This window comes from Streptomyces sp. NPDC087440 (assembly GCF_044744005.1).
Taxonomy (GTDB): Bacteria; Actinomycetota; Actinomycetes; order Streptomycetales; family Streptomycetaceae; genus Streptomyces.
The window spans coordinates 85010-100409 of the sequence record NZ_JBIUXN010000003.1 but is presented as its reverse complement, the minus strand read 5'-3'; the positions used below and the strand labels follow the sequence as shown (position 1 = coordinate 100409).

Sequence of the window (15400 nt, the reverse complement as noted above, 5' to 3'; positions counted from 1 at the left end):
CGTGCTCAGCCCTGCGCCGGACCCGTGTTGGCCAGCGCCACCGAGAGGTCCTGGGCGACCTCCTGGAGGATCGGGACGATCCGCTCGGTGGCCGCCTCGGTGACCCGGCCGGCCGGACCGGAGATCGAAACGGCGGCGGCGGTGGGGGAGTTGGGGACGGACACCGCCAGGCAGCGCACCCCGATCTCCTGCTCGTTGTCGTCCACCGCGTACCCCACCCGGCGCACCTGCTCCAGCGCCTCCAGGAAGCCGTCCGGGGTGGTGATGGTCTTCTCGGTGGCGGCCGGCATGCCGGTGCGGGCGAGCAGCGCCCGTACCTCCTCCGCCGGGGTGTGCGCGAGGAGCGCCTTGCCGACGCCCGTCGAGTGCGGCAGCACCCGGCGGCCCACCTCGGTGAACATCCGCATCGAGTGCTTCGACGGCACCTGCGCCACGTACACGATCTCGTCGCCGTCGAGCAGCGCCATGTTCGCGGTCTCGCCGGTCTCCTCGACCAGGCGGGCCAGATACGGCCGGGCCCAGGTCCCCAGCAGGCGGGACGCGCTCTCGCCGAGCCGGATCAGGCGCGGGCCCAGCGAATAGCGCCGGTTGGGCTGCTGACGTACGTAACCGCAGGCGACGAGCGTGCGCATCAGACGGTGGATGGTCGGCAACGGCAGGCCGCTGCTCGCGGACAGTTCGCTCAGGCCGACCTCACCGCCCGCGTCGGCCATACGCTCAAGGAGGTCGAAGGCGCGCTCCAGGGACTGCACGCCGCCAGTCGCGGCGGCAGGCTTGGAAGCGTCGGTGGTGCTGGCGCTGGACGTCGGCACGGAGCGGTCCTTTCGGGGCTGGCAGGCAAGGCAGCAGACTACCTGTGGTGGTCCCGGAAGCCCCTCTAGGCAGGAGCTACATTCTACAAAGCGGAAGTCTAATTCCATTCTGTGGAAACATCCAAGGTTGGTGTCGGTGATCACATCCCGGCCCGCCCCACCCGGGGACCCCTTGACGGCTCCCCGCCCCGGAGAAAGACTCCGCTTCAACAGAACGTTGAAGTAAGGAGACGTGAGTGACTGAGTCGGCCGTGCCCAACACCACCGTGGACCTGGTGCTGCGCTCCTCGCGCGTCGTCACCCCCGAGGGCACCCGCCCCGCCTCGGTCGCCGTCGCCGGCGGGAAGATCGTCGAGGTGCTCCCGTACGACGCCTACGGGCCCCGGGGCGAGCAGATCCCCGAGGGCACCCGCTTCGAGGACCTCGGCGAGCAGGCCCTGCTGCCCGGCCTCGTCGACACCCACGTCCACGTGAACGACCCGGGCCGCACCGCCTGGGAGGGCTTCTGGACCGCCACCCGCGCCGCGGCGGCCGGTGGCATCACCACCCTCCTGGACATGCCGCTGAACTCGCTGCCGCCGACCACCACGGTCGAGAACTTCGAGGTCAAGAAGGACGTCGCCCGTCCCAAGGCGCACGTCGACACCGGCTTCTGGGGCGGTGCGATCCCCTCCAACGTCGCGGACCTCAAGCCCTTGCACGAGGCGGGCGTCTTCGGCTTCAAGTGCTTCCTGTCGCCGTCCGGCGTCGAGGAGTTCCCCGAGCTCGACCAGGACCAGCTGGCCCGCTCCATGGCGGAGATCGCCGGGCTCGGCGGCCTGCTCATCGTGCACGCCGAGGACCCGCACCACCTGGCCGCGGCCCCGCAGAAGTCCGGAGAGAAGTACGCCGACTTCCTTGCCTCCCGGCCGCGCGACGCCGAGAACACCGCCATCGAGGGCCTCATCGCGCTCGCCAAGCGCCTCGACGCCCGCGTGCACGTCCTGCACCTCTCCTCCTCCGACGCGCTGCCGCTGATCGCGGCGGGCAAGGCCGAGGGCGTCAAGGTCACCGTCGAGTCCTGCCCGCACTTCCTCACCCTCACCGCCGAGGAGGTCCCGGACGGGGCGACGGAGTTCAAGTGCTGCCCGCCGATCCGCGAGTCCGAGAACCAGGACGTCCTGTGGCAGGGCCTGGCCGACGGCACGATCGACTGCATCGTCTCCGACCACTCGCCGTGCACCACCGACCTCAAGACCCCGGACTTCGCGTCCGCCTGGGGCGGCATCTCCTCCCTCCAGCTGGGCCTGCCCGCCATCTGGACCGAGGCGCGCAAGCGCGGCCACTCGCTCGACGACGTCGTCCGCTGGATGTCGGCCGCACCCGCGCAGCTCGCCGGTCTGACCCAGAAGGGCGCCATCGAGGCGGGCCGCGACGCCGACTTCGCGGTCCTCGCCCCCGAGGAGACCTTCACGGTCGACCCGGCGCACCTCTTCCACCGCAACCAGGTCACGGCGTACGCGGGCAAGACCCTGCACGGCGTCGTCAAGCAGACCTGGCTGCGCGGAACGCGCATCAACGAAGAAGGCACCCTCACCGAGCCCGCCGGCCGCCTGCTCGAAAGGAACAACTGACCATGACGGGGATACCCTCCTTCACCGGTGACGCCAGCCCCTACGGCGGCGGCGACCCGTACGCCGACTACCGCACGGCCGTCTTCCCGTTCACGCACTACGCCGACCTGGCCGACCGCCGCCTCGGCGCGGGCGTGATCGCCGCGAACGACGAGTTCTTCGCCGAGCGCGAGAACCTGCTCCTGCCCGAGCCCGCCCACTTCGACCCCGAGCACTTCGGGCACAAGGGCAAGATCATGGACGGCTGGGAGACCCGCCGCCGCCGCGGCGTCTCGGCCGAACAGCCGCACCCGACCGAGGACGACCACGACTGGGCGCTCGTCCGCCTCGGCGCGCCCGGTGTCGTACGCGGCATCGTCGTCGACACCGCCCACTTCCGCGGCAACTACCCGCAGGCCGTCTCCGTCGAGGGCACCTCGGTGCCGGGTTCCCCGTCCCCCGAAGACCTGCTCTCCGGCGACGTGAAGTGGACGACGCTCGTACCCCGCACGGCGGTCGGCGGCCACGCGGCCAACGGCTTCGAGGTCACCGTCGAGCAGCGCTTCACGCACCTGCGCGTCAACCAGCACCCCGACGGCGGCATCGCCCGCCTGCGGGTCTACGGCGAGGTCGTCCCCGACCCGGCGTGGCTGACCACGCTGGGCACCTTCGACCTGGTGGCCCTGGAGAACGGCGGCCGCGTCGAGGACGCCTCCGACCGCTTCTACTCGCCCGCCACCAACACCATCCAGCCGGGCCGCTCCCGCAAGATGGACGACGGCTGGGAAACCCGGCGCCGCCGCGACAAGGGCAACGACTGGATCAGCTACCACCTGGTCGAGCAGGCCGAGATCCGCGCCGTCGAGATCGACACCGCCTACCTCAAGGGCAACTCGGCGGGCTGGGCGGCCCTTTCGGTGCGCGACGGCGAGGCGGGGGAGTGGACCGAGATCCTGCCGCGCACGCGCCTCCAGCCCGACACCAACCACCGCTTCGTGCTGGCCTCCGCCCCGGCGGCCACCGAGGTGCGGGTCGACATCTACCCCGACGGCGGCATCTCCCGGCTGCGCCTCTTCGGCTCGCTCACCGAGTCCGGTGCGGCGTCGCTGGCCGCCCGGCACCATGAACTCGGCGGCTGATCACCGCAGTTGACGGTACGAGGAGGGGCCTCCGGTGCTCGGCGCCGGGGGCCCCTTCCCCGTACCCCTGCTCAGGCGGTGGGACGGCCCCGCCAGTCCAGGCACACGATCATCGCGTCGTCCTCCGCCATGACCTCGCCCCGGTGGCCCGCCAGTTCGTGCAGTACCGCGCGTGGGACCTGCGGCGGGGGCAGCAGACGGGTGGCCTGGATGGCGCGGGCGAGCGCCTTCTCGCTGTAGCGCTCACCGGCGGGGGAGGCCACGTCGTACACCCCGTCGCTGACGAACAGCAGCCGGTCGCCCGGCCGTACCTGCCAGGTCTGCGAGGTGTAGACGGAGTCCTCGAACATGCCGAGCGGCAGCTGTCCGTCCATCTCGATCGCCTCCACCGCGCCGTCCCGCAGTCGCCACACGCGCGGCGAGCCCGCGTCGACGACCTCCACGTTCCCGGTCGGGAGGTGGAAGCGCAGCAGCAGTACGGAGACGTGCAGGGCGCCCCGGTGCTGGCCGTAGATTGCCTGGTCGGCCATGCAGGCCTGGTCGGTGAGGCCCAGGCCCGCCCGGCGGGCGTTGCGCAGGGCGTTGATGGCGAGGCTGGTGAGCAGGGCGGCGTCGATGCCCTCGCCCATGCCGTTGGTGAGGGCGAGGGTGAGGTGGTCGGCCGAGGTCGACCAGTCGAAGTTGTCGCCGTGGATCGCGTACGCGGGCTCCAACTGCGCCCCGAGTTCGTACTCCGCGCGGGCGCAGGAACGTCCCGGCAGCAGTTCCCACTGGATCTCGGCCGCCAGCGTCAGCCGCTCGGCCCTGCGCGCCTGGAGGTAGAGGTCGGTGTCGCGCTCGGCGACCACGATCTGGTGACCCAACGCCTCGGCGACGTCCGCCAGTTCCTCCAGCACGTCCGCGTCGTAGCGGTCCTTCGGCAGGGTGACGGACAGCACCCCCAGCCGGTCCCCGCGCACCGTCACCGGCAGGTGCGCCGTCACCGAATCGGGGACGGGGCCCTCGCACGGATAGGGCTCCTGCGCACCGAAGGCCCGTCCCGGCGCGCCTGTGTGCGCGGAAACGGGCTCGAAGGTATGGGGGAGCGCTCCGACCGGTTGCAGTATCGTCATGGCGTAGTCGGCCATGAGCAGGTCGGCCTCAAGAGAACCGTAGAGGTCCGCGAGGACCTCGCGCACCGCGTCGAGCAGTGCATGGGGGTCGGCGGTCCGCAAGGTGCGTTCCACGGACGCGAGTCTGTCCAACGTCGGAGATTCACTTTCTCGAAGGATGTACGGGGAGGGCAAGCGTGGACCTCCAGGGCTCACACCGTCGCGGCCCGCAGTGTCCGGGTCCGCAGTGTCCGGGCGAGGACACTTCGGCGACCGCGGGTGCGGTGGAGGCGGTCGCCGTCCCGGCATCGGCCCCGGCTGCCGCCGAGGCCGTCGCGGGCGCCGCCTGCGAGGTGATCGCACTGCTGGAAGTGCTGTGGGAGCGGGGCCGGGACGCGGTCTCCCCCGCACCCGTGTCGTCTTCGCAGCTGCGGGTCATGCACATTCTGGAGCGGGCCGAGGGCATCAACCTGCGCACCCTCGGCGAGGTGCTGGGCGCCGCCCCGCCGTCGGTCAGCAGGCTCTGCGACCGGCTGGAGGCGCTCGGATACGTGAAGCGCTCGGCCAGTACGGTCAGCCGCCGCGAGGTCGAGCTGCGGCTCACCGCGCCGGGGCGCAGCTACCTGAGCGACCTGCGGGCACGGCGGGAGGAGGCGCTGGTGGCGGCCGTCGCCGCGATGCCGGCGGCGGCGCGGGAGGCGCTCATCCACGGGCTCGACGAGTTCCGGGCGGCGGTGGAGACGGGCATCGTGGGGCGCACCTGGCCGCTGGCCGACCGGGCCCAGGCACCGGGCGCGAACCCGGACGGGGCCGCGCGGACCGCGTAGCGCGGTGCGCGGACGGGTGCGGTGCGCGGTGCGGCGCAGACGGTCGCGGAGGGCGGGGGAACCGCCTCCGGGGACACCGCTTTTGTTCATCACGGCTCCTGCCTTTCCCGACTGCTGCGGGCTTCCGCCCGGTGACAACCCGGCTAGCCGGTCCGCGCGCGCATCGTATCCGGTGTGTGGAACCCGTGCATACGAAGGTGCGCAACGTCCCGATATGGGCGGACAGTTCGGGATTCATTGTGAAGGTCCTGTGGGCTCCGCTTGCCATCCGACTGCCGAACGCGAGACGGTTGCCGTGCGGCAACAATTGTCGTCGCGCCACGATATCCCGATAGCTCGGAGAGGGTGACAGGAGCCGCACGGCCATGGCCGTCGTGGGCTTCGTCTTCCGTTGTGACTTCCTTCCCTCGCTCCACCGACCGCCCCGCCGAGGGCGCATCCTCCGTCGCCGTTCCCGGTGCGGCGCAGGTGCACGCCCTGGTGGAGAGCGGACTCGGCGCCGTTGTGATGCTGGACGGAGCCGGGCTGGTCCGTCTGCTCAACGAATCGGCGCGCGACCTCTTCCCGCTGCTGCGCGAGGCGTCGACGCTGAGCGAACCCCTGGTGCCCGACTGGCTGGCCGATGCCCAGGGCGGCCTGCTGCCGCAGGCCCAGGGAGTCGTCGGAGCACGGGAGGTGACGGCCCGCCGGATGCCGCTGCCCGAGGGGTACGCGGCCTGGCTGCTGGACGACGTCACCCTGGAGGTCGTCTGGCAGCGCCGCTGGCAGGAGGAGCGGGAGCGCGCCGAGTTCCTCGCCCGGGCGTCGGCCCGGCTGCTCACCTCCCTGAACTGGCACAAGTCGGTGCAGGCGGCGGCGGAGCTGGCCAGCGAGCGGATGGCCGACGCCGCGGTCGTGGTGGCGGGGACGGGGGCGCGCCGCATGTGGTTCACCTCCGCCGTCGACGGGCGGGTCACCGACGAGCGCATCCTGAGCGAGGACGTCGCCGAGGTCCCCGGCCTGGCCGACGCCCTCGCCGGGTTCCCGCCGCTGCCCGCGCGCTGGCTGGCCCCCGAACTCGCCCCCGACTGGCTGATCCCGGACGGCTTCGGGCCGCTGGGCTCGGTCGTCGTCACCCCGATGCCGGGCAACGGGGTGCCCGCCGGGGCGCTGATCCTGCTGCGCCGCACCCGTACACCGGTCTTCAACGAGGACGAGGAGGTGTTCGCCCGCGTCTTCGCCGCCCGCGCCGGGGCCGCCGTGTCGGCCGCCGCCCTGTACGCGGAGAAGGCCGAGACCACGGCCGTCCTCCAGCGCTCCCTGCTGCCCCCGGTGCTGCGCCGCTCCAGCGGCCTGGACCTGGCCGCCACCTACCGCGCGTCGCGGGCCACCGACCTGATCGGCGGCGACTTCTACGACGTCCATCCGGGGGCCGACCCGGGCGACGAGACCTTCCTCGTCCTGGGCGACGTCTGCGGCAAGGGCGCCAAGGCCGCCGTCCTCACCGGCAAGATCCGCAACACCCTCTCGGCGCTGCGCCACCTGGAGAGCGACCACGGCCGTCTGCTGGGGCTCCTCAACGCCACGCTCCTGGAGGACACCGACAGCCGCTTCGCCACCATGGTGCTGGCCGGGGCCACCCCGCTGGCCCACGGCGACGTCGCCCTGCGGCTGACCGCCGCGGGACACCCGCAGCCGCTGGTCCTGCGCGCCGACGGGACGATCGAGGAGATCCCCACCGGCGGCACCCTCATCGGCGCCCTCCCGGAGATCACCACCCGCACCTGTCGCACCGTGCTGCGCGCGGGGGACCTCTGCCTGCTCTACTCCGACGGCGTCACGGAGGCCAGGGGCGGGCCGGACGGACGGGAGATGCTGGGCGAGGAGCGACTGCGGGCCGCCCTCGCGGAGTGCGCGCGCATGCCGGTGGAGGCGGTCATCGAACGGGTCGAGAGCCTCACCACCCAGTGGCTCGGCACCCGGGAGCACGACGACATCGCCCTCCTCGGCATCGCCGCCCCGCGCGGCACCCACCTGAGCATGGTCAACGGCACCGGCCGCGGCCGCTTCACCGGCTGAGCCGGATCACGGAGTGGCACCGGTGGACCGACCCGAGCGCACCCCGCGCCCCCGGCACCCGTCACGGGACGCCGGCCCACCCCCGTTCCGGGGCGCCGGCCCACCCCCGTTCCGGGGCGCCGGCCCACCCCCGTCGTGGGGCGGGCGGACCGGGGACCTGCCGGGGGCCGAGCACGTGGCCCGGCTCCGGCACCGTCCGCAGCCGGTGGCCCCCGGCCGCGCCGCGGCCCCCGTGCGGGCTGCGGCTGCGGTGCGGGCCGCCCCTGCGATGCGGGCTGCTTCTGCGGTGCGGGCTGCGGCTTCCGTGCGGATGGCAGCCGCCGTCCGTGCCGTGGACCCCGGCCGCGCCGCGGCCCCCGTGCGGGCTGCGGCTGCGGTGTGGGCCGCCCCCGCGGTGCCGGCCGCGGCTGCCGTCCGTGCCGTGGACCCCCTGCGGGCCGTGGACTCCGCCCGCGTCGGGCCCGGCGTGCCGGGTACCCGTGTCGTACGGTCCCGGCCGTCTGCCCCGCAGGTCGACCCGTGCCCCGAACCCCACCCCTGCCCACCACCCCGGGCCCGCGTTGCGGCCCCGAACACGGAAAGCGCCTTCCGATCATGATGAGCGGCAATCCCCTCGACGTCACCGCCCGGCAGACCGAGAACCGGGCCACCGGCGTCCGGGAGACGGTCCTGGAGTTCAGCGGCGACTGCGACTTCGTCACCGCCGAACTGCTGCGCGCGGCCGTCCTGGACGTCCTGCCGGACCTGCCCCGGGGCTCCGAACTGACCCTCGACCTGAGCGGGGTCGGTCTGTTCGACTCCTCGGGCCTGTCCGCGCTCATCATGGCCCACCGCCACACCACCCGGGCCGGCGTCGCCCTGGCCCTCCGGGGGGCCGGAGACCACCTCCTGCGCATCCTCGACATCACCGGTGTCGCCGCCCACTTCGCGGCCACCCGCGCCGCGGTCGCGGCCGAGGCGGAGCGGGAGCCCCGACCCTCGGCCGCCTCCGCCGACTAGGCAGGACGCCCCGCCTCCGCCAGGACGCTGGGCCGCCCCGCCTCCGCTAGGCCGCGTGGCCGCCGTCGATGACCAGTTCCGCGCCGGTCAGGTACGCGCCCTCGTCGCCCGCCAGGAAGGAGACCAGGGACGCCACCTCGTCCGGGCGGCCGAACCTGCCGATCGCCGTGTTCGCCCGCTGCGGCTCGGCGAACGGACCGTCAGCCGGGTTCATGTCCGTGTCGACCGCGCCCGGGTGGATCAGGTTGACCGTGATGCCCCGGTCGCCGACCTCCCTCGCGAGGGCCTTGGTCAGCCCGGTCAGGGCCGACTTGCTCATCGCGTAGAGACTGCCGCCGGGCCCGCCCGCGTACCGGGTGAGCGCCGAGCCGGTGGAGATGATCCGGCCGCCGTCCTCCAGCACGGAAGCCGCCGCCTGGGAGGCCAGGAACACCGCTCGTACGTTGACCGCCAGGACCCGGTCCACGTCCGCGAGCGTCAGCGACTCGACGGGGCCCAGCACACCGATGCCCGCGTTGTTGACCAGGACGTCCAGCCGCCCGAAGGCGTCGGCGACGGTCGCCACCGCGGAGGTGACCGACTCCGGGTCCGCCGCGTCCATCCGTACCGCGAGGGCCCGCCGGCCCACGGCCTCGATCGTGCGCACCACGTCCTGTGCCGCCTGCTCCCCCTCCACGTAAGTGATCGCCACATCGGTCCCGTCCTGGGCCAGCCGCTGGGCGATGGCCGCCCCCATGCCCCGGCTGCCGCCCGTGACGAGTGCGGTCCTGTTGCTGGTCGTCGACATCGTGTCGTCCTTTTCCTCGTGTGTCGCAGGCCCGAAGAGCTGCTTGCGAGTTCAAGGAAACGTCCCGGCCGCTTCCTGCGCTGGCGCCCTTCGGACACCGACTCCACCCCCTCTCCCTTTCGCCCGTCTGCCTGTACTCGGGGCCGCCCCCGGCCGTCCTCCGGTTGCCGCTGACCGGACAACGGGTGATCATCACTCAGGGTTCCCGACGATTACGGAGAGTTGACACATGGTCGGTCGAAGGCTCGTCGCCGCCGTGCTCGCCGCCCTGTGCGCCGCTTCGGCCACCGCCTGTTCGGGGGCGGGCCAAGACCCGTACGGATCCCGCCTGCTGCACGGCCCGGGACACGGCGTCCCCGCCCAGGACCGCCCGCTCGGCACCGGCACCCCTCCGTTCGGGCAGCAGACCCTGGACCCCGCCGTGCGCGGCAAGAAGATCCTGGTCGTCGGCGACTCCTGGGCGGCGAGCATCGGGACCGGCATGGCCGCCGTCGCCTCCCGTGCGAACACCGTCGTCAACGCGGGCCTCGGGGGCTGCGGCATCATGCAGGCCGCCACGCCCGGAGCCTCGCCGGAATGCCGCGACTGGCAGGAGAACTGGGCCCGGTACGTGGCCGAGCACCGCCCCGACGCCGTACTCCTCATGACCGCCCAGTGGGACCTGGCCCCGCAGCGGATCGACGACTCCCCGCGACTCCGCGACGCGGTCGACCCCCTCTACCGCAAGCTGTTCGCCGACAACCTGGCCCACGGCACCCGCATCCTCTCCGCGGGCGGAGCCAGGGTCTTCCTCATGAACTCCAAGGCCACGGCCAACCCCACCTACCGCGACCGGGCCCTCGTGCTCAACGAGGCGATCTACGCGGCCGCCGCCCGCCAGGCCCGCTTCGGCGGCGGCCTGCTCGACCTGCGCGCCCAGCTCTGCAACGACGACGGCTGCCCGCCGGGCACCGACGGCAAGCCCGTCTACGACGAGACCGGCCACCCCGCCCCCGCCGTCCGCGACCGCCTCGCCACCTGGGCCCTCAACACGATGTTCGCCCCGCAGCCGACGCCCGGGGCGGCTGCGGCGGGGACCCGGACCGGCCGGGCGACCGCACAACAGCCCGCCCCGGCATCCGCCCCCGCCGCCGCCCCGCACCACTGACCCGCCCCCACGGACCCGCCCGGTGACCGGAAAGCGGAACCCCGCCCTCGACAGCCTCCGGGCCTGTGCCGTCCTCGGGGTCATCGCCTTCCACCACCAGTGGGGCCTGCCCGGCGGCTTCCTCGGCGTCGACCTCTTCTTCGTCCTCTCCGGCTTCGTCATCACCCGCCTGCTGCTCCGCGAGCACGCCACGACGGGACGCGTCCGGCTGGGCCGGTTCTGGCTCCGCCGCGCCAAACGCCTCCTGCCCGCCCTGCTCGCCGTCCTCATCGGCGTCCACCTGTGGCTGGCGGACGACGAGTTCCCCGCCCTGCGCACCACCACCGACGGCCAGACCCTCGCGGCACTCGCCGACGTCGCCAACTGGTACGCCCTCCACGGACACGTCGACTACTGGTCCGTCGGCCGGGACGCCGCCCCGCTCGCCCACCTGTGGTCCCTCTCGGTCGAGGAGCAGTTCTACCTGCTCTGGCCGCCCGTCCTCGTCCTCCTCCTGCTCATCGCGAACACGCGGTGGCCGACGGCCCTGCGGGGACCGTGGGCGGCCACCGCGTTCTGCGTGGCGGGGGCCTGCGTCTCGTACGTCCTGGCCGTCGTGCTCTTCGACCCGGCCGCCCCGGACCGCTCCTACCTCGGTACGGACACCCGCTCGGGCGCGCTGCTCCTCGGCGCGGCCGTCGCACTCGCCCCGCACCGCCTGCCGCGCCGGGCCGCCCCGGCGCTCGGCGCGGCGGCCGCGCTGGGACTGGCCGCCATCTGGGGCGTCGCCCGGCTCGGGCAGGCGGCGCTCCCGCACTGGCAGTTGCCCCTCGCCGGGTGCGCGGCCGCGCTGCTGATCGCCGCGCTCGACCGGCCGACGGCGCTGCACCGGGCGCTGGACCGGGGGCCGCTGCGGGCCCTCCCCGCGCTCGGCAGGGTCAGCTACAGCCTCTACCTCTGGCACTGGCCGGTCTGGGTGTTCCTCACCCTGGAGAGCCCCGAAATCCTGGGGGGCTCCGGAATCCTGGGCAGTCCCGGGCTGACGCTCGCCGTGCGCGGGGCCCTCGCGTTCGCCCTGTCGCTCGCGCTGGCCTGCGTGATGTACAAGGCGGTCGAGAAGCCCCTGCGGTACACGGTCCTCAGGCCGCTGGTCCTGCTGTCCTGGCTGGCCGTCGCCTCCCTGTCGCTGGTCGCGTACACCCTGGTCACAGCCCCGGCGACGGTCCAACGGGAGTCCGGCGGACCCCTTGTCAGCGGACCCGGGTAGAGCCGTCCACCTGCCGGAATCCCCTCCCGGGAAGAGCCGTCGCCCGGTACGGTGAGCGCTCCGCGTGCGAGCCGCCGAAGTCTCCACACCACACCGCCCGTTGGAGACCTCGCCGTGGCCGCCGCACCCTCCGCCGTCCTCGCCCCCGCGCCCGCCCGCGCGGCCCGGTTCGCCGATCTGCCCGTACTGGGCGTGGCGGTGGTCTGGGGCGCCAGCTACCTCGCCGCCAAGGGGATCACCACCGCACAGACCGTCGTCGCGGTGCTGGTGCTCCGGTTCGCGATCGTGCTGCCCGTGCTCGCGGTCGCGGGCCGCAAGAAGCTGCGGGCGCTCAGCGCGGCACAGTGGCGGGGCGCGACGCTGCTCGGCCTCGTTCTCAGCGGGATCTTCCTGCTGGAGACCTACGGCGTCGTGCACACCTCGGCGACCAACGCGGGGCTCATCATCAGCCTCACGATGATCTTCACACCGCTCGCCGAGGCCGCCGTCACCCGGGCCGCGCCGTCCCGGGGCTTCCTGGCCGCCGCGGGGCTCTCCGTGCTGGGCGTGGTGCTGCTGACGCAGGGCGGCGGCTTCACCGCCCCCTCGCTCGGCGACCTCCTGATGCTGCTGGCGGCCCTGGCCCGTACCGCGCACGTGCTGTTCATGGCCCGGATCAAGGCGGTCCAGGACGCCGACGCACTGTCCCTGACCACCGTCCAGCTGGGGGCGGCGGTGGCGGTGTTCGCGGTGCTGGCCGCCGTGCCCGGGACCGGGGCCCCGCCGTGGAGCGTCGCCGCCGGGTTCGGGGCGGGGGAGTGGGCGGGGCTGCTGTTCCTGTCCGTGTTCTGCACACTGTTCGCGTTCGCCGTGCAGATGTGGGCGGTACGCAGGACCTCGCCGTCCCGGGTGAGCCTGCTGCTCGGTACGGAACCGCTCTGGGCGGCGGCCGTCGGCATCGCGGTGGGCGGCGAACGGCTCGGCGCACTCGGCCTGTTGGGCGGCGTCCTGGTGCTGGCGGGCACGGCGTGGGGACGGCGGGCGGCAGGCCAGGACCGTACCGTATGAAGGCGCGGGGGCTCCCCGGCTGCTCCCGTCGCTCCCCGGGATCCTCAGTCGCTTCCCGGGGTCTTCCGCGTGACGACGTTCGGGTCCCGGTCACCGGCACCGCTCTTGCCGCCGCTCCGCCCGACGCGCTCCGACGCGATCATCAGTGCGACGCCGACCACCGCGATCACGATGTTCGCGTAGACCTCGTAGCCCTCGAACCAGCCCAGCTTCTCCACGAACTGCCACAGCTTGAACCAGTCGAACCACTCGTGGAGGAGTCCTGCCACGCCCCACAGCGTCAGGAGGAAACCGACGACCTCGAAGATTTTCTTCATGGCCACCATGCTGGTCCGTCGGATCTTCCCTGCGCCATCGTTCTCCGGGCTGTCCGCCACCGCCCTGCCCTCGTCCAAAGTCGCCGACCGGACGACTTTGGTAGCTGCCTGCCCCGGACGGCGGCCCGCCCCGTCCCCGCCTGCGTAGTTTTGTACGCATGAGCGAACAGGAGTACCGGTGGCTGCTGCCGTCGGCGATGGGCGGACCCGAGCTGCCGGAAGGACCGGCCGAGGACGGCGCGCCGGGCCCGGGTCCCGGCCCGGGCCCGGACGCCCGCACCGCCCGACGTCCGCGCCGGACCCTGCGGGACTGGATCGTCGACGTCCTGATGTTCGTTCTCGCCGCGTTCTTCGGGCTCGTGACGGTCGGGGAGATGGCGGGCCACGCGGACTCCGAGGTCCTGCTGGCCTTCGACCAGGTCGCCGGTGCGCTCGCCTGCTGCGCCCTGTGGCTGCGCAGGCGCTGGCCGGTGGGCGTGGCGGTCGGTCTCATCCTGCTCTCCGTCGGCGCGCCCCTCGCCTCGGGGGCCATGATCGCCGCCCTGTTCGGCGTCACCGTGCACCGGCCGTTCAGGGTTGCGGGCCCGGTGGCCGGTGTCGCGCTGGCCGCGGGGCTGCTGCAGTCTTGGCTGCGCCCCGAGCCGGGTACGTCCTTCCGGCTGGCCGTCGTCCTCACCCTGGTGATCACGTTGCTGGTCGTCGGCTGGGGCATGTTCGTCCGGGCCCGGCGCCAGCTCGTCCTCTCGCTGCGCGAGCGCACCGTACGCGCCGAGGCCGAGGCCGCTCTCCGCGCCGAGCAGGCCCAGCGGCTCGCCCGCGAGGCCATCGCCCGCGAGATGCACGACGTCCTGGCCCACCGGCTGACCCTGCTCAGCGTGCACGCCGGAGCCCTGGAGTTCCGGCCCGACGCCCCGCCCGCCCAGGTCGCCCGCGCCGCCGGAGTCATCCGCGACAGCGCCCACGAAGCCCTCCAGGACCTCCGCGAGATCATCGGGGTCCTGCGCAGCCCGGGCACCGGCGACGACGACCGCCCGCAGCCCACCCTCGCCACCCTCGACGCCCTGGTCGCCGAGTCCCGCGAGGCCGGTGCGAAGGTCACCCTCGACAACCGCGTCGCCGACCCCGCAGCGGTCCCCGCCGCCGTGGGCCGCACCGTCTACCGCATCGCCCAGGAAGCCCTCACCAACGCCCGCAAACACGCCCCCGGGGCCGAGGTCGCCGTCACCGTCACCGGCAGTGCGGGCGACGGCCTCACCGTCACCGTCCACAACCCCGCCCCCGACGGCGACGTACCCACGGTGCCGGGCTCCGGCCAGGGACTCATCGGCCTCACCGAGCGCGCCCAACTCGCCGGAGGCCGCCTCGACCACGGACCCGAACCCGACGGAGGGTTCCGGATCACCGCCTGGCTACCGTGGGCACCATGACGACCGACCGTCCGGCTACGGTGGGCACCGCGACGACCCGTCCGCCGGTTGCCGTGAGGACCATGACGACCGACCCGCCGGCTGTCGTGGGGACCATGACGACCGACCCGCTCCGATCGCCGGGAGCGCTGCGACTGCCGGGAGCACCATGACCAGCGCCACCCCCATCCGGCTCCTCCTCGTCGACGACGACCCGCTCGTCCGCGCCGGGCTGACCTTCATGCTCGGCGGCGCCGACGACATCGAGATCGTCGGCGAGGCCTCCGACGGTTCCCAAGTGCCCCAGGCCGTCGCGGACCTGAAGCCCGACGTCGTCCTGATGGACATCCGGATGCCGGTCGTCGACGGTCTCACCGCGACCGAGGCGGTACGCGCACGGCCCGACGCCCCCGAGGTCGTCGTCCTCACCACCTTCCACGCCGACGAACAGGTGTTGCGCGCCCTGCGCGTCGGCGCCGCCGGGTTCGTCCTCAAGGACACCCCGCCCGCCGAGATCGTCGCAGCGGTACGACGCGTGGCCGCGGGCGACCCGGTGCTGTCCCCGGCCGTCACCCAGCAACTCATCGCGCACGTCGCCCAAAGCGGCGGCACGGTGGACCGCAAGGGCCGGGCCCGGACCCGGCTGGACCTGCTCGCCGAACGCGAACGCGAGGTCGCCGTCGCCGTCGGCCGAGGCTGCTCCAACGCCGAGATCGCCGCCGAGCTGTACATGAGCGTCCCCACGGTGAAGACCCACGTCTCCCGCATCCTCGCCAAACTCGACCTGAACAACCGGGTCCAGATCGCCCTGCTCGCCCACGACGCCGGACTCCTGGACTCCCCGGAGGGCTGACACGGACTCAACGGGTCGGCGACGTAGGCTGAACCGGAGGCCGGACCGAGGGGCGGGCCCGGCTCGACGGAAAGGCTCA

General features: G+C 73.4%; 14 protein-coding genes. 10 read left to right on the top strand and 4 right to left on the bottom strand.

All coding sequences use genetic code 11. The features are described 5' to 3' along the window. Positions 1–5: 5 nt before the first annotated feature. Positions 6–812, bottom strand: coding sequence for an IclR family transcriptional regulator (locus ACIO3O_RS08730; protein WP_401743665.1), 807 nt, complete (start codon positions 810–812; stop codon positions 6–8). 236 nt (positions 813–1048) lie between these two features. Here ACIO3O_RS08730 and allB point away from each other — a divergent pair, with 236 nt between their 5' ends. Beyond that, complete coding sequence (gene allB / locus ACIO3O_RS08725) at positions 1049–2425, top strand: allantoinase AllB (protein ID WP_401743662.1); 1377 nt, start codon at positions 1049–1051, stop codon at positions 2423–2425. Positions 2426–2427: 2 nt separating this feature from the next. After that, a complete protein-coding gene (gene alc / locus ACIO3O_RS08720; RefSeq protein WP_401743659.1) occupies positions 2428–3543 on the top strand; it encodes an allantoicase in 1116 nt (371 codons plus the stop codon). A 71-nt stretch (positions 3544–3614) separates the two neighbouring features. Here alc and ACIO3O_RS08715 read toward each other — a convergent pair whose 3' ends face one another. After that, a complete protein-coding gene (locus ACIO3O_RS08715) occupies positions 3615–4787 on the bottom strand; it encodes a PP2C family protein-serine/threonine phosphatase (RefSeq protein ID WP_401743656.1) in 1173 nt (390 codons plus the stop codon). A 131-nt stretch (positions 4788–4918) separates the two neighbouring features. Between ACIO3O_RS08715 and ACIO3O_RS08710 the strand changes: the two genes are divergently transcribed. From ACIO3O_RS08710 to ACIO3O_RS08700, 3 genes are all read left to right on the top strand, one after another. Continuing rightward, positions 4919–5461 (top strand): MarR family transcriptional regulator, encoded by a 543-nt coding sequence (locus tag ACIO3O_RS08710; RefSeq protein ID WP_401744450.1) that lies wholly within the window; start codon positions 4919–4921, stop codon positions 5459–5461. Between the two features lie 393 nt (positions 5462–5854). Beyond that, on the top strand, positions 5855–7519 hold the full coding sequence (locus ACIO3O_RS08705; protein ID WP_401743654.1) for a PP2C family protein-serine/threonine phosphatase: 1665 nt from the start codon (positions 5855–5857) through the stop codon (positions 7517–7519). Between the two features lie 597 nt (positions 7520–8116). Further along, positions 8117–8518 carry an STAS domain-containing protein gene (locus tag ACIO3O_RS08700; protein ID WP_401743651.1) on the top strand — a complete coding sequence of 134 codons (402 nt, stop codon included), beginning with the start codon at positions 8117–8119 and terminating at the stop codon, positions 8516–8518. 46 nt (positions 8519–8564) lie between these two features. On the opposite strand, the gene ACIO3O_RS08695 is transcribed toward ACIO3O_RS08700, so the two are convergent. Continuing rightward, positions 8565–9305: an SDR family NAD(P)-dependent oxidoreductase gene (locus ACIO3O_RS08695; RefSeq protein ID WP_401743649.1), complete on the bottom strand. Its 741-nt coding sequence runs from the start codon at positions 9303–9305 to the stop codon at positions 8565–8567. A 229-nt stretch (positions 9306–9534) separates the two neighbouring features. On the opposite strand from ACIO3O_RS08695, the gene ACIO3O_RS08690 reads away from it, so the two are divergent. The 3 genes from ACIO3O_RS08690 to ACIO3O_RS08680 all read left to right on the top strand — a co-directional run bounded on the left by ACIO3O_RS08690 (position 9535) and on the right by ACIO3O_RS08680 (position 12745). Further along, the gene (locus ACIO3O_RS08690; protein ID WP_401743647.1) at positions 9535–10452 is read left to right on the top strand and encodes an SGNH hydrolase domain-containing protein; all 918 of its coding nucleotides are present in this window, start codon (positions 9535–9537) and stop codon (positions 10450–10452) included. 22 nt (positions 10453–10474) lie between these two features. Further along, positions 10475–11698, top strand: coding sequence for an acyltransferase family protein (locus ACIO3O_RS08685; protein ID WP_401743645.1), 1224 nt, complete (start codon positions 10475–10477; stop codon positions 11696–11698). A gap of 114 nt (positions 11699–11812) precedes the next feature. Further along, positions 11813–12745, top strand: a complete 933-nt coding sequence (locus tag ACIO3O_RS08680) for a DMT family transporter (protein ID WP_401743643.1) — start codon at positions 11813–11815, stop codon at positions 12743–12745. A 44-nt stretch (positions 12746–12789) separates the two neighbouring features. Here the strand turns inward: ACIO3O_RS08680 and ACIO3O_RS08675 are convergent, their stop codons facing one another. Continuing rightward, positions 12790–13062, bottom strand: coding sequence for a hypothetical protein (locus ACIO3O_RS08675; RefSeq protein WP_401743641.1), 273 nt, complete (start codon positions 13060–13062; stop codon positions 12790–12792). A gap of 158 nt (positions 13063–13220) precedes the next feature. On the opposite strand from ACIO3O_RS08675, the gene ACIO3O_RS08670 reads away from it, so the two are divergent. Next, positions 13221–14489, top strand: coding sequence for a sensor histidine kinase (locus tag ACIO3O_RS08670; RefSeq protein ID WP_401743640.1), 1269 nt, complete (start codon positions 13221–13223; stop codon positions 14487–14489). A 148-nt stretch (positions 14490–14637) separates the two neighbouring features. After that, the gene (locus tag ACIO3O_RS08665) at positions 14638–15321 is read left to right on the top strand and encodes a response regulator (RefSeq protein ID WP_401743637.1); all 684 of its coding nucleotides are present in this window, start codon (positions 14638–14640) and stop codon (positions 15319–15321) included. The last annotated feature ends 79 nt before the right edge of the window (positions 15322–15400 follow it).